The following is a 13,580-nucleotide window of genomic DNA, read 5'->3' on the forward strand; positions in this document are numbered from 1 at the left end:
TTAATTTCCTTTCTCACGCTTAGCCATCATATCTTCCATGGTTTTCATAAAACTTGACATATCTTTAAATTCACGATAAATCGAAGCAAAACGAATATAAGCAACATCATCAATATCAGCTAAGTCATCCATTACAAACTGACCAATTTTCTTTGATGAAATTTCGCTAACACCCTGTTTTCTAACCTTATTTTCAACTCGATCTACTAATTGTTCAAATTGAGTACTTGTAATTGGGCGCTTTTGCCCAGCCGCCATAACTCCATGAAGAATCTTTTTACGACTGAAAGGTTCACGAGTTCCGTCATTCTTAATCACAAGAAGAGGGGCAGTTTCAATTCTTTCAAAAGTAGTAAATCTATAACCGCAATTTTCACATTCTCTGCGCCGTCTGATTGCACGATTTTCATCGCTAGGACGCGAATCAATAACGCGAGAGGAATTTTGGTGACAATTTGGACATTCCATAATTAAACCTCGCACATCTTTTTCAAAATTTTTGCTAAATTATTTTCTAATTCTTTTATTGTACCAGTATTGTCAACTACATAAGTAGCTAATTTTTCTTTTTGAGCAAGAGGCATCTGTGAATTAATTCGATTCATTGCTTCATTTTTAGTTAAATTATTGCGCACCATTAATCTCTTAAGCTGCACATCTAATGACAAAGTAATTACTAAAGTAGCATCACAATATTTTTGACCGCCACTTTCAAAAAGCACTGGTGCATCCACTATTACAAGTGGCGTCTTTTTATTTTTCTCTACTTGTATTTTCTCTTGGATTTCTTGATAAATCAAGGGATGAGTAATATCATTTAGCTTTTTTAATTCTTTTGAATCTGAAAAGACTAAATGACCCAATTTTTTACGATTTATTGATTTATCTTCATTCAAGAACTCATCACCAAATATAAGCTTAACTTTTTGATAAGCAGGCTTACCAATATCCATAATTTTATAGGCAATTTTATCACTATCAATTATTGGAATATTTTGCTTTTTAAAAAATTCATCGGCTGTACTTTTTCCAGTTGCGATTCCGCCAGTTAACCCTAATACTTGTGTCATTTATATATCACCTGACATTTTGGACAAAAGGTGGTCCCTCGTCCATTTACTTTGATTTTTTCTAATTTTGTACCACATTTAGCACAACTTTCACCGCTATGACCATAGACTTTCAAATAATTTTGAAAGCCACCTTCATCCCCATTAGCATCTAAATAAGTATGAACAGTAGTTCCACGCAATGCAATTGCTTGAGAAATTTCACTGTTAATGTTTTGATGTAAAATTTTCACTTGCTTTGATGGAATTTTACAAGACTTAGATAAAGGATGAATACCACTTTGCCATAAAACTTCATCTACATAGATATTACCTAATCCAGCAACAATGGTCTGATCGAGTAAAGCATTTTTAATGTTCTTTTGCTTAGTATGTAGCTTATTAACTAAATATGAAACAGTAAATTCTGGACTATTAGGTTCCAGTCCTAATTTTCCAATACCTGTAGTTTCACGTTCAGTTCCAGTTACAACTAGTTCCATTCTTCCAAATTTGCGCACATCATTATATCTTAATGCAGTTTTATCAGTAAACTCTATCTCAACATGATCATGTTTATCTTTAGTTAAAGAACTGTCTACTAAGTGGTACTTACCTTCCATTCGAAGATGAGAAACAATAGTTAAATTATCACTTAGTCTAAAAAGCAAGTATTTTGCATAACGATCAATATCAAGGATTTTTTTACCAGGAAGTTCTTTAACAAACTTATCATGATTACTAGCAACAATTTTGGGATACCATAAGGTTACTTTTTTAATAGTTTTACCTTTTACTAAAGGCAACAAGCTTCTCCTTACAGTTTCTACTTCTGGCATTTCTGGCATAATTATCTCCTTAAATTATTTAGCATCATACCAACTATGACCCCAACCGCAATCTGCAACCAATGGAACATCTAGTTGAACAGCTGATTGCATAACTTCTGGAACAACTTTTTTAATAGTCTCTAATTCTTCTTTTGGTACATCAAAAATTAATTCATCGTGAACTTGGAGAACCATCTTAGTTTTTAAGTGGAGTTCTTCAAGTTTATTTTCCATATTGATCATTGCAATTTTGATAATATCTGCAGCTGAACCTTGAATTGGAGAATTGATTGCAGTTCTTTCTGCAAAACTACGAACATTGAAGTTCTTAGAATGAATATCTGGTAAATAACGTCTTCTATGCATAATGGTTTCAGCATATCCGTTTTCACGTGCAAATTTAACTGCTTTATCCATATATTCCTTAACTTGAGGATATTGTTCAAAATAGTTTTCAATAAATTCTTTGGCTTGCTTTCTAGAGATATCTAAGTTTTTAGATAAGCCATAATCAGAAATTCCATAAACAATCCCAAAGTTAACAGCTTTAGCATGACGACGTTGAAGCGGAGTTACTTCATCTGGTGAATTTAAATGAAAAATTTTCATAGCAGTATGGGCATGAATGTCATAGCCTGTTTTAAAGGCTTCTTGCATTGCACTGTCTCCTGCAACATGTGCTAATACTCGCAGTTCAACTTGAGAATAGTCACATGAAAAAATATACCCATCTTCCGTAGTTGGTACAAAAGCTTTTCTAATTTGTTTTCCTTCCTCAGTTCTAGTTGGAATATTTTGCAAGTTAGGATCAACTGAAGAAAGACGACCCGTTGCAGTTAAAGTTTGTAAATAACGAGTGTGTACTCGACCATCTGGTTGAATTACATCTAGCAATCCATTTACATAAGTAGATTGAATTTTTGCGAGCTGCCGATAATCAAGAATTTCACTAACAATTGGACTGTCTTTGCGCAATTGATTTAAAACATCTACAGAAGTTGAATAACCTGTTTTTGTTTTCTTAATAACTGGTAAACCTAATTTTTCAAATAAAATATGACCTAGTTGCTTAGGAGAATTCAAATTAAATTCTTCGCCAGCTTGTTTATAAATTTTTTCTTCAAGATCTTTTAGACGGACTGCAAATTCATTTTGAAGTTCTAAAAGTGTACTTGGCATGACCTTCATCCCAGCAATTTCCATTTTAGCTAAAACAAAAGCAACTGGAATTTCGATTTCATCATACAAACTATCTTGTTCATGATCTTTAAGACGTTTCAATAATTCAGGTTTTAATTTTTCAATTATGCAAGTTTTTGCTGCTAAATGCTTGAAGAAGATATCATCATCAGGAACTGCTTGCTTTTTACCTTTACCATAAACTTCTAAATCTGTCTTAATTGAATATTCATCATAAAGATGGGCCACTTCACCTAAATCATTGGAATTATTTTCATTATTTACTAAATAACTAGCAAGAAGCATGTCATAATCTAAGCCCCCAGCTTTAATTTCCAGACGATTCAGCCCTACATAAGTACGTTTAATATCAAAAACATTCTTTTTGATTGTTTGATTTTCTAAAAGTCCTCTCAAAGGCATTTCTTGAAGAAGAGCAGCATCCTTTGAAACATAATTTTTATTTCCAACTTTAATTGCAAAACCAACGTAAGGAGCAGTGTGATAGTTTTCACCTAACATCCCTAAATAAAAAGTAACTTCTTTTTGCTTAAGATCTTCTAACTCAGAAATATTTTCTTGCGTTAACTCAATATACTTGTAATCTTCTTCACCCGTGTTCGCACTTTGGGCATCTCCACTTTGATCAAGCTGACTTAAAAACTTTCTAAAACCAAGACGTTCATATAAAGTGCGAAGTTTTTCATAATCAACTTCTTGTAATTTTGTATCATCAAGTGTTAATTCTACTGGAGAAGTTCTATCAATTGTAGCAAGCTTCTTAGCCAAAACAGCTTTATCCTTATCTGCAATTAAATTTTCCTTCATTTTAGATTTTTTCATATCATCAATATTTGCATAAAGATTTTCAATAGAACCATATTTTTGGATAAGCTTAGAAGCTGTTTTAGGACCAATTTTTGTAACACCTGGATAATTATCTGAAGTATCTCCCATTAATGCTTTCATATCAATAAATTCAGTTGGAGTTACCCCATTTACTTCTTTCATGTGTTCTGGAGTATAATCTTCAGTATCACCAACACCATTTTTAGTAATCATTACTGTAACTTTATCTGAAGTAAGCTGCGTTAAGTCACGATCCCCTGTGACAATTACAACCTGATAGCCAGCTTCTTCTGCCATATTAGCTAATGTCCCAATAATGTCATCTGCTTCGTAATTTTTAAGTTCATAGCTTTTAATTCCTAAATCACTTAACATTTCACGAATTACTGGTAATTGTTCTGAAAGCTCACTAGGCGTTTTATCACGACCACCTTTGTAGTCTTTATACATTTGGGTTCTAAATGTAACTTTTCCTGCATCAAAGGCGACCAAAACGTTAGTAGGGTTGACTTTTTTCATAATTGCATCAAGCATATTCTTAAAAGTATAGATTGCATTAGTATGCAAACCATCAGGACTAGTGAACTTATCTAGCTGACGATATAAAGCGTAAAAGGCACGAAAGGCCACCGAGTTACCGTCAATTAAAAGTAATTTCTTTTGTGCCATAATTTTCTCCTTAAATAAAAAAACTGTCAAAATGTTCTTTATACATTTTAACAGTTTTTGGTATATTTCGTTTAATCATTAGACCCTATTTATTAAATTATTTACGCAAACTTTCATAACCTGCTTGAATAAAACGATTTAACAATTGCACATCATGTGACCATTTAGAATCTTTTTTGAATCCATGAGCTCGATTAACTGCAAAAGAACCGTGAATTACATAAGAAAATAATGTCATTGCATCTTCTTCTGATAATCCCGTTCTTTTTATAATATTGGGAACAACTTTATCTTTTTCATGAAGCATTATTCTACCAATAATATACTCACTCAAATCTGGATCTAATAGCAATTTTTGGTATTTATCTGCATCTCCAATTCGCTGACAAGCTGGTACTAATGATTCATTTTCATTTAAATCATGAAAAGTAAAGCTTTGATTTTCAAAATCAACTGTGGGAGAAGTCTTTGTCAATAATAAGGCATCATCTAAGACTGCATCTAAGACATCATCAATGCTATCAAAATGTAAGTAAAAAGTTGATCGGTTAATTTCCGCTTCTCTGCATAATTGTGCCACAGTTATTTTAGAATATGGCTCTTTATTAATTAATTTAATAAATGCTTCTTTAATAACATTAATAGTATATACAGTTCTACGATCAGTTTTTCTCACTTTCATAATCATCACTCAATTTTTCTATAATTTCTTTTTGAGCAGGGAAAAGTAATTTTAGTTCAGTTAATCTAGGCATCATAATTCTGCCATTATTTTGCATTGGTAAGTTAACACTTAATTGAGAGAATCCAGTTGGACCTGGCAAATGTTCAATACCTACTAGAGTTCCCGGGTTAACATAAAAACCATGTAGCTGATCTTTGCTCTTATCTAAGCCTAAATCTACATGATAATACTTTCCATCAGGAGTGAAACAATGAACTCTTGCTGCATCCCCAATACTATACATCCAAGACTGCCCAAATTCTACACCATGCAATAAAGACGGATGTTCATCATCAATAGTAACATACATCGGTGTAGTACCATGAAATGAAGCATTAATCATATAATCTGGGAAAAACTTCTGTAACATCTTTTCTTGTTCTTTTAATTCAGAAGGAGAAAGCTTTTTTACTTTTTTAGGACCAATTACTTTTGTACCTAAGCTTTTTCCAGAGATAATTTCCTCAAATGCATCTTCAATTGAACCAGAAAAGCCAATTGAACGATTTGCAATCTCTGGTGAAATATTTAATTCACCTTTATTAATAGTAATATATTTACTTTGAGGATCAGAAGCAATAAGTTCCATAGTTGGAGCTTTAATAAGTTGATTATTTGGTCCAATTCCTAATTCTAATACTAATAATTTTTTATTTTCACTATTTGCCAAAAATTCTCTAAAATCAGCAATTTGTTTTTTATCAAATTGATTAAAATTAAGTTCAATATTTTTATCTGGCAAGTCTTTTTCTGATAATGTTCCTGCTTGATCCTTTAAAAATATTTGGTGCAATGTTTCTTTCAAATTAACATTTGCATTACTATCAAGCTTATTCCATCCTTTATACCAGTTACTTTCTATTTCAAAAACATTTTTAAATCCAGCTTGAACAAAATGATGATCTGTATTTGATGTCCAAATAAAATATGGTCGATCTGCAATTATTTTTTGTAATTGCTTCATATACTTACTTGGTTGATAATTATAGCTGTAATATTCAGCTACGCGTGCTGCCATTCTCCAATAATCTAAACGGTTAGGATATTTATACGAAAATGCCATCAATATACTTGTCAGATGATATTTATCTACTAAATCACCTAAAACTTCACGTAGCTTTTCATCATTTGCAAATAAATTCAAGCCTTCTGAAATTGCAAATCCATTACTTGCAGTAACTAGAATCTCATCAGCTTCTTCTACCCATTTATGAGCTAATTGTACATCTTTATTAGACATTTTTGGCCTCCTCAATCTTTTCGCTAGTCTCTTTAAGTACTTCATTAATATCATCATTGATTAATAATGCCTTGTCTTTGATTGCTGGATTACATAAAGCATCTTTAGGATTGATATTGACATAACTTGCATTTTTTAGATATTGTGTCATTTCCCAAAATGGTTCTTGAATAAACATTGGTGTCATTCTACCAACACCCATTTCGATAAATAATAATTTAGAGTCTTTATATTTACCAATAAATTTATTTAGCTTTTCATGTTCTTCAAAATATTTCTTGTCTTCTAAAAATTCTGGCCCTCTTACCCATCCAATTAACTCTTGACCATCACCACCAGTTGGTATAAATTCACTTGGAATTAAATGATTGTCGATTTTAGTTAATAAATCTTCCATAATTGGTTTAGTTGGATATAAATTTTTATCTATATTTGTATCTTTCGCCTGAAAATATGCCCATGATCCTTGAATTTCACTGACTTGTTTTTGATCAAAATATCTTAAAAAAAGCATATCTTGATTAGTAGTAACTATATGAAATGTTTTATTAGTAAGTATCTTTTGCAAATATTCATATGTTGGATTCTTAGATTGGATAGTAGTAAGTAATTTATAAAGTTTAGTCAAAAATGTCCAACGTTCTTCTTGACTCTCAAATGGAGTATAAAAGGCATTAAACAAACCTTGAAAATGGTATTTTTCATATAAATATCGTAAATCTGGATCTTCTAAAATGACTGGACTATTTTCATACCAAAAATCCATCCCAGCTGCATTAGACATCCCGCTTCCTGCACCGATAACAATTGCATCGGCATCATTTATTTTTTCTGCTAATTTTGTAATGTTATCCATAACTCAACGTATCCTTTTTAATTAAACTATATTTGTATTTGATACCATCTTACTATTTTTACTATTCAAATTAGAAGAACAGTTTTCTTCACTATGTAAGTTAGACAACACTTTCTAAAAAGTGTTGATAAAAAGTAACAAAAAACTACTAATTCATATTTTTCAATACAAATTAGTAGTTTTTAGTTTAGTTATTCTTCAATTGATTTAGATAATTTTTTAAATATTTTAAAGTTAAAGTATTATCATTCTTTAATACATCATCTAATTGACCTTCTGTAACAATTTGACCTCCGTTACTTCCTCCTCTAGGTCCCATATTTAATATATAATCGCAATTAGCAATTAAATTAAGATCATGAGTAATTGTAATAATCGTTGCACCCTTATCTAGAAGTTTTTGTAAAACAGTTACTAAGACTTTAACATCTAGAGGATGCAAACCAATTGTTGGTTCATCAAAAACAAACAAAGTATTCTTTTGACTTTTAGTTAAATGAGTTACCAATTTTAATCGCTGAGCTTCTCCTCCAGAAAGACCTGGAGTACTTTCTCCTAAATGAAGATAATCTAATCCTACTTCTTGTAATAATTCTAATTCTCGCTTTATCTTTGGAACTGATGCAAAAATTGATAAAGCTTTTCTAACGTCTAAATTTAAAATATCAACAATATTTAATCCATGCCATTTAATTTGTTTTATTTTTTGATTATATCGTTCACCATTGCATGTTGGACAAACTTGCTCCATATCTGGTAAATATTGAATATCTAAGGTTACACTCCCAACTCCGCCACAAGTAGGACAAGCACCTTGTTTATTATTATATGAAAAGTAACTAGCTGTATAGTGATGTGCTTTAGCTTCTTCAGTACTTGCAAAAAGCTTTCGTAAATTATCCATAATTGAAGTATACGTAGCTACAGTAGAACGAGTATTTTTACCAACTGGAGTTGCATCAACACTAACCACATTCTTAAGGTCAGAATCAAGTTTTACTACTTGTTTAGGCAATTTTTCATGTTTTTTGGTAGCAGTAATTGCAGGTACTAAACTATCAAGAATTAAGCTGGTTTTTCCTGCACCAGAAAAACCCGTTACAGCTGTTAATTTCTTTGTTGGAATTTTTGCTTTAACATCTTTTAAATTGAAGTAGTTTTTAACTTCGATTTGAATCTCATCTTCTGCCTTAGTATTTAAACTTCTAGCTAAAATTTTAGCACTCCCATTTAAATATGGTGCAATCAAGGAATTTTTGCTCTTCTTAATATCAGAAATAGTTCCTTGATCAATAATTTCTCCGCCCCGTTCACCAGAATTTGGTCCAATTTCAATTATATAATCAGCAGCCGCAATAATATCAACATTATGATCAACTACTACCAAGGAATTTCCTTGAGCAACAATTTTACGCAAAATTTTAATAAGACCATCCACATTAGCAGGATGAAGGCCGATTGAAGGCTCATCTAATACATAAAGCACACCTGTAGTCTCTGTACGAAGAGTACGTGCTAATTGAATTCGCTGTAATTCACCAGTTGATAAAGTATTACCATTGCGTGATAGAGTTAAATAGTCTAGTCCTAAATCTAATAATGGCTGCAAATTTCCATCAAATTCTGTAAATAATCTATGAGCCATCTGGTGCATTTCTTGTGGTAAACTTTTTTCTACTTTTTCCTGCCAATCTTTTAATTTTTCAAGTGAAAGTTCTGTAACTTGCGCAATGTTTAAACCACCTGCAAGCTGCTTAAGTAAAATTGGCTTTAGTCGACTTCCATGACACACAGGACAAGTATCATAAGTAAAAAATTCGCTAATTCTCTTTTGTGCACGTTCACTTTTGCTAGTTTTAGCAGAACGCAAAACTGCTTGATGAGCATTTTCATATAAAGCTTCAAAATCATGAAAAACTCGTCCAGTTCCTGAAAGAAAATCCATCTTATATTTTTTCTCAGGACCATTTAATACAAAGTCTTTTTCTTTTTGAGTCAAATCTTTAAATGGAATATTAATTCTTACTCCAGCAAATTCAGCAACATTTGGCATAAAATTACGCCCAGGAAGTCTCCAAGAAGCAATTGCACCATCAGCAATACTTAAATTCTCATCAGCAATCAATTTATTTTCATCAAGTTGACGAACTTTCCCTGTTCCCCCACAATTAGTGCAAGCTCCAGTAGAATTAAAGGCAAATTCTTCTGCACTTGGTACAAAAAACTCAACTCCACAAGTAGGGCAACTTATTTTTCCCATTTCTTCTCCAGATTTACTCATGGCTTCTGCAATTTCTAAACTTGGTGCAACTTGATGTCCATTAGGACAAACTGGAGAACCTAACCGTGAAAAAATCAACCTTAAAACATTAAATACTTCACTCATTGTTCCCACTGTTGCTCGCTCAGATGGTATACTTGGACGCTGTCTAAGAGCAATAGCAGATGGAATATGTTTAATTGAAGTTACATCAGCTTGTCTTCCTTGTTTAATTTTTCTTCGATAAAAAGTAGACAAAGAATCTAAATATCTTCTTGACCCTTCTTCATATAAAATTCCCATCGCTAAAGAACTTTTTCCAGAACCTGATACACCAGAAATAGCTACAAACTTATGAAGTGGAATATCAACATTCACATTTTTCAAATTATGTACTCGTCCTCCACGCACTTCAATTTGCGTTGGCAATTCTTCTTTCATGTTTCTCCCTACCCTTCTCATTTCCACAATCATTATGAACTATACTGCAAGGTTACAGTCAATAATACTTTTTGTCAAAAAATGGTGCATATCAATTTTATTAATATTAACTATGACGTATAATAGATATAACTTAGTGAAACAGAAAGGACTTATGATTTCATGAAAAAATTAGACTCAAATAAATTAACCAAAGAACAAATTGAATTCTTTGATAACCCAGACCACTTAGCTTACATGGCAACTGTTGATGAAAATGGTGTTCCAGCAGTTGGTCCTAAGGCTTCAATGAAGGTTCTTAACGATGGTCAACTTCAATACCTTGAAAAGACTAAGTCACATGCTTACGAAAACTTAAAGAATGGTTCAAAGGCTGCTATTGTGGTTGCTGACATTCCAAGTCACAAGGCAATGAAGATTATCGCAACTCCAGAAATTCACGAAAATGATGACTACGCAAAGAGTGTTGTTGAAGGTACAGATACTCCTAACGCATATGTAGTTGTTTTGAACATTGATGAAATTCAAGAATAATTGAATTTTTAACTAAAAACAGGTAATTCTTACTTATATGTAACGAGAATTACCTGTTTTTTATTATTGCTAAATTTATAATTTGCCACCAAACACTGGAAATACTTCTGCATCTCCATAGTCTAAGGCTTTAACACTCTTCAAAATTTCCATATCTTCATCAGAAATTTCAAAATCAATTTCACTATTACTCTTCATGTGAATTGGATTTGCAGATTTTGGTAATACTACAGTACCAAGCTGCCAATCATAACGAATACATAACTGTGGGACAGATACATTGTATTTTTTAGCCATTTCAATAATATCTTTATCTTTCATAGCTGCGCCGTGAGCAATTGGAGAAAAGCTTTCAACAACGATACCCTTTTCTTTAGAATAATTAATTAAATCCATTGGAGTCGCTGCAATATGACACAAAATTTGGTTAACTGCTGGAGTAGTAGAACTATTTTTAATAATATTATCTAAGTCTTCTTTATTAAAACTTGATACACCAATTGTGCGCAACTTTCCTTCTTTAACTGCATCTTCTAAGGCACGCCAAGTTTCAAGATTTCCTTCAAAATGACGATCATTAGATTGATTTACTTCTTTCCAAGGTTGCGGATTATGAATAATCATCATATCGAGATAATCAATATCCATTTTATTTAAAGTGTCATCAATAGATTTTTTAGCTTCTTTGTAATTCTTAATTTCAGCTGCAACTTTAGAATTAATAAATAATTTATCTCGACTAATTCCAGAATTTCGTACACCTTCACCAACTCCACGCTCATTGCCATAAGCTTGGGCTGTGTCAATGTGGCGATAGCCAATTTTTATAGCTTCTTCAACAGCCTTGGGTGTTTCACTATCAGGTATTTCCCAGACACCAAGTGCCATACGAGGAATTTTTACGCCACTATTTAAAGTATAAGTTTCATCAAAAATTGTCATACTAATCTTCCTTTCAAGATTCTTTATAATAATTTTATTATGAAATTATATCTATGTTAAATATTTATAATTAATATATAACGATAACTAATTTTTATAGCAAATAACTAAAAAAACATCCTCAATAAGAGGATATTTTTAACAATTTAATTTATTTATTCCACAAAAACTCAATCAAAGCCTTATCAACTTGACTATTTCGATGCAAACGACTATGTTGAGCAGACTTACCAGTAAATTCAATTTCTTGATAGCTTTTAGCTCGACCATTAATTAAATATTTGTAACTTTGAGCAGAACTTACGGCAACTGAACCATCAGACTTTGAGCCATCTTCTAAATCACCATACATATTAAGCACTCGAATTTGCTTTGGATAATGCTGCCTTAGCCTCAACAATTGTTTAAAACTTGAAGAAAACTTTTCCGGTTCTCCAGTTTTTTTATTCTTAATTGAGCTAGTAGAAGCAGCTTCTTCACCAAGCCAGCCATTATAATGTCCTGCAATCGAAACCACTTTGTTAATTGTGGGCAATGTTTTAATTTGATAATTATCATTAATATAATTTGCAACCATCAAATTACCATATGAATGTCCTACAAGATTAACCTCTTTAAAATTATACTTATTTTGCAAAGCTTCCAGCACATTTCTTACATCTTGCGCATCTCCATAACCTTGTTCTAGATTTACTTCAACGATTGGATTTTCTACATCTTTAGAAAAATCTCCAATCAACTTAACTTGTCCACTAGAGGCAACATCAGCTCTAATTACGTTTTTAAAATTAGTTACTCCAGCTGCAACTGCCGCATTTACCATATGCTCTTCTGCATGATAACTAGATCCATATCCATGAATAAAAATCGTTGGTAAACCTATTTTTATCTTTTTGATAGTCTTATTTTTTTGACTAACTTTTGCTTGTGAAATCATAGAATTTTTAGAAGTTTTGTTTAAAACCAAGCCTAAACAAGCTGCAAGCCCTACAATAATAATCGCTAATGCACTAATTATGCCTGCTTTTTTGTTCATAATAATCCCTTCTCTACTTTTATTCAGGGAAAATTATAAGCGAAAAGCTTTAAGAAGTGAAATACTTAGCTCTAGAATTTAATTATATGTGGCTGAACTTCTTTTCCATGACAAGCAAGTGATTCAACACAATTTTTATCTAAACTTTCTTTTCTAATCCACTCTAAAGATTTCTTTTGCGCTTTTTTATCTGTAGAAATTCCAGAAGTAATCATCTCTTTCCAAGATTTTTCTCCATATCCTCCATCTCCATAATAAAGGAAAAACTTTCCTGTAGCAGGATCAGTAATTTTAGTTGCAATTAAACCATCAGTATGACCTGGAATATTAATTAATTCTACAGTTTTATCACCAAATAAATCATATGAACGATTAAATGGACCAAGATCATCATTCCAATCATATAAATCTAAATCAAGACCATCCCACCATTTTTTCTTGAAACGGAAAGTTGAATGCTTTTTAGCATATTCATATTCTGATTTAGATACCATAATATGTTTAGCATCTTTAAATTGCTGCAAACCATTTGCATGATCACAATCAAGATGTGAAATAATTACATAGTCGATATCACTCGGTTTTATTCCCATTTGGGCAAGTTGTTCACTAGCTGTCATACCTTTAGCGACCACACCTTTATTAACTCGATATAGAATATAAGAACCTAGAGAATTGATTTGAGCTTTTTTATCGTAGATACCATTTGGGCTCATAGAACGATCCCAACCTGTATCTAAAAGTATTAAACCTTTAGGAGTTTCAACTAAAAAAACAGAAACAGGTAGCCAAATTTCTTTTTTAGCACTATCCAAAATACCAGCTGCTTTCCATAGTGAACAGTGATCACCTCCAAAAGCTAATTCTGGTGCAATTCTAACTTTTCCTGTATGTAAGACGTGAACTTTATATTGAAACATTTTTTATACCTACTTTCTTAAATTTTGTAAGTATATTTTAAATAGTCCAAT

At 31.9% G+C, this 13,580-nt stretch carries 12 protein-coding genes; 1 reads left to right on the forward strand and 11 read right to left on the reverse strand.

Annotation, left to right across the window (positions count from 1 at the left end; genetic code table 11):
• From nrdR to ACTHPI_RS07245, 8 genes are all read right to left on the reverse strand, one after another.
• On the reverse strand, window positions 1-468 hold the full coding sequence (nrdR, locus tag ACTHPI_RS07210; RefSeq protein WP_445353494.1) for a transcriptional regulator NrdR: 468 nt from the start codon (window positions 466-468) through the stop codon (window positions 1-3).
• A gap of 2 nt (window positions 469-470) precedes the next feature.
• Window positions 471-1,070, reverse strand: coding sequence for a dephospho-CoA kinase (coaE, locus tag ACTHPI_RS07215; protein WP_445353495.1), 600 nt, complete (start codon window positions 1,068-1,070; stop codon window positions 471-473).
• Window positions 1,067-1,897, reverse strand: coding sequence for a bifunctional DNA-formamidopyrimidine glycosylase/DNA-(apurinic or apyrimidinic site) lyase (gene mutM / locus ACTHPI_RS07220; RefSeq protein ID WP_445353496.1), 831 nt, complete (start codon window positions 1,895-1,897; stop codon window positions 1,067-1,069). Before mutM ends, coaE begins: the two co-directional genes overlap by 4 nt.
• 15 nt (window positions 1,898-1,912) lie before the next feature.
• Entirely contained in the window at window positions 1,913-4,576 is a 2,664-nt protein-coding gene (polA, locus tag ACTHPI_RS07225) for a DNA polymerase I (protein WP_445353497.1), read from the reverse strand.
• Window positions 4,577-4,673: 97 nt separating this feature from the next.
• Complete coding sequence (locus ACTHPI_RS07230) at window positions 4,674-5,258, reverse strand: TetR/AcrR family transcriptional regulator (protein WP_445353498.1); 585 nt, start codon at window positions 5,256-5,258, stop codon at window positions 4,674-4,676.
• Complete coding sequence (locus ACTHPI_RS07235) at window positions 5,239-6,540, reverse strand: Sir2 silent information regulator family NAD-dependent deacetylase (protein WP_445353499.1); 1,302 nt, start codon at window positions 6,538-6,540, stop codon at window positions 5,239-5,241. The genes ACTHPI_RS07230 and ACTHPI_RS07235 overlap by 20 nt, the downstream gene beginning before the upstream one ends.
• Window positions 6,533-7,396 carry a Sir2 silent information regulator family NAD-dependent deacetylase gene (locus tag ACTHPI_RS07240; RefSeq protein ID WP_445353500.1) on the reverse strand — a complete coding sequence of 288 codons (864 nt, stop codon included), beginning with the start codon at window positions 7,394-7,396 and terminating at the stop codon, window positions 6,533-6,535. Before ACTHPI_RS07240 ends, ACTHPI_RS07235 begins: the two co-directional genes overlap by 8 nt.
• A gap of 187 nt (window positions 7,397-7,583) precedes the next feature.
• Window positions 7,584-10,097: an excinuclease ABC subunit UvrA gene (locus ACTHPI_RS07245; RefSeq protein WP_445353501.1), complete on the reverse strand. Its 2,514-nt coding sequence runs from the start codon at window positions 10,095-10,097 to the stop codon at window positions 7,584-7,586.
• Window positions 10,098-10,259: 162 nt separating this feature from the next.
• On the opposite strand from ACTHPI_RS07245, the gene ACTHPI_RS07250 reads away from it, so the two are divergent.
• On the forward strand, window positions 10,260-10,631 hold the full coding sequence (locus ACTHPI_RS07250; RefSeq protein ID WP_445353502.1) for a pyridoxamine 5'-phosphate oxidase family protein: 372 nt from the start codon (window positions 10,260-10,262) through the stop codon (window positions 10,629-10,631).
• Between the two features lie 75 nt (window positions 10,632-10,706).
• Here the strand turns inward: ACTHPI_RS07250 and ACTHPI_RS07255 are convergent, their stop codons facing one another.
• The 3 genes from ACTHPI_RS07255 to ACTHPI_RS07265 all read right to left on the reverse strand — a co-directional run bounded on the left by ACTHPI_RS07255 (window position 10,707) and on the right by ACTHPI_RS07265 (window position 13,529).
• Window positions 10,707-11,573 carry an aldo/keto reductase gene (locus tag ACTHPI_RS07255; RefSeq protein WP_445353503.1) on the reverse strand — a complete coding sequence of 289 codons (867 nt, stop codon included), beginning with the start codon at window positions 11,571-11,573 and terminating at the stop codon, window positions 10,707-10,709.
• 151 nt (window positions 11,574-11,724) lie between these two features.
• Window positions 11,725-12,609, reverse strand: coding sequence for an alpha/beta hydrolase (locus ACTHPI_RS07260; RefSeq protein ID WP_445353504.1), 885 nt, complete (start codon window positions 12,607-12,609; stop codon window positions 11,725-11,727).
• A 71-nt stretch (window positions 12,610-12,680) separates the two neighbouring features.
• Window positions 12,681-13,529: an N-acyl homoserine lactonase family protein gene (locus ACTHPI_RS07265; RefSeq protein WP_445353505.1), complete on the reverse strand. Its 849-nt coding sequence runs from the start codon at window positions 13,527-13,529 to the stop codon at window positions 12,681-12,683.
• Window positions 13,530-13,580: the final 51 nt, after the last annotated feature.

It is taken from the genome of Lactobacillus sp. PSON (assembly GCF_052615405.1).

Coding starts and splice junctions, on each gene's coding strand:
- ACTHPI_RS07240 (WP_445353500.1), bottom strand. CDS start 7,396: ATGGATAACATTACAAAATTAGCAGAAAAAATAAATGATGCCGATGCA.
- ACTHPI_RS07260 (WP_445353504.1), bottom strand. CDS start 12,609: ATGAACAAAAAAGCAGGCATAATTAGTGCATTAGCGATTATTATTGTA.
- ACTHPI_RS07235 (WP_445353499.1), bottom strand. CDS start 6,540: ATGTCTAATAAAGATGTACAATTAGCTCATAAATGGGTAGAAGAAGCT.
- ACTHPI_RS07230 (WP_445353498.1), bottom strand. CDS start 5,258: ATGAAAGTGAGAAAAACTGATCGTAGAACTGTATATACTATTAATGTT.
- ACTHPI_RS07255 (WP_445353503.1), bottom strand. CDS start 11,573: ATGACAATTTTTGATGAAACTTATACTTTAAATAGTGGCGTAAAAATT.
- nrdR (WP_445353494.1), bottom strand. CDS start 468: ATGGAATGTCCAAATTGTCACCAAAATTCCTCTCGCGTTATTGATTCG.
- ACTHPI_RS07265 (WP_445353505.1), bottom strand. CDS start 13,529: ATGTTTCAATATAAAGTTCACGTCTTACATACAGGAAAAGTTAGAATT.
- ACTHPI_RS07250 (WP_445353502.1), top strand. CDS start 10,260: ATGAAAAAATTAGACTCAAATAAATTAACCAAAGAACAAATTGAATTC.
- polA (WP_445353497.1), bottom strand. CDS start 4,576: ATGGCACAAAAGAAATTACTTTTAATTGACGGTAACTCGGTGGCCTTT.
- mutM (WP_445353496.1), bottom strand. CDS start 1,897: ATGCCAGAAATGCCAGAAGTAGAAACTGTAAGGAGAAGCTTGTTGCCT.
- coaE (WP_445353495.1), bottom strand. CDS start 1,070: ATGACACAAGTATTAGGGTTAACTGGCGGAATCGCAACTGGAAAAAGT.
- ACTHPI_RS07245 (WP_445353501.1), bottom strand. CDS start 10,097: ATGAAAGAAGAATTGCCAACGCAAATTGAAGTGCGTGGAGGACGAGTA.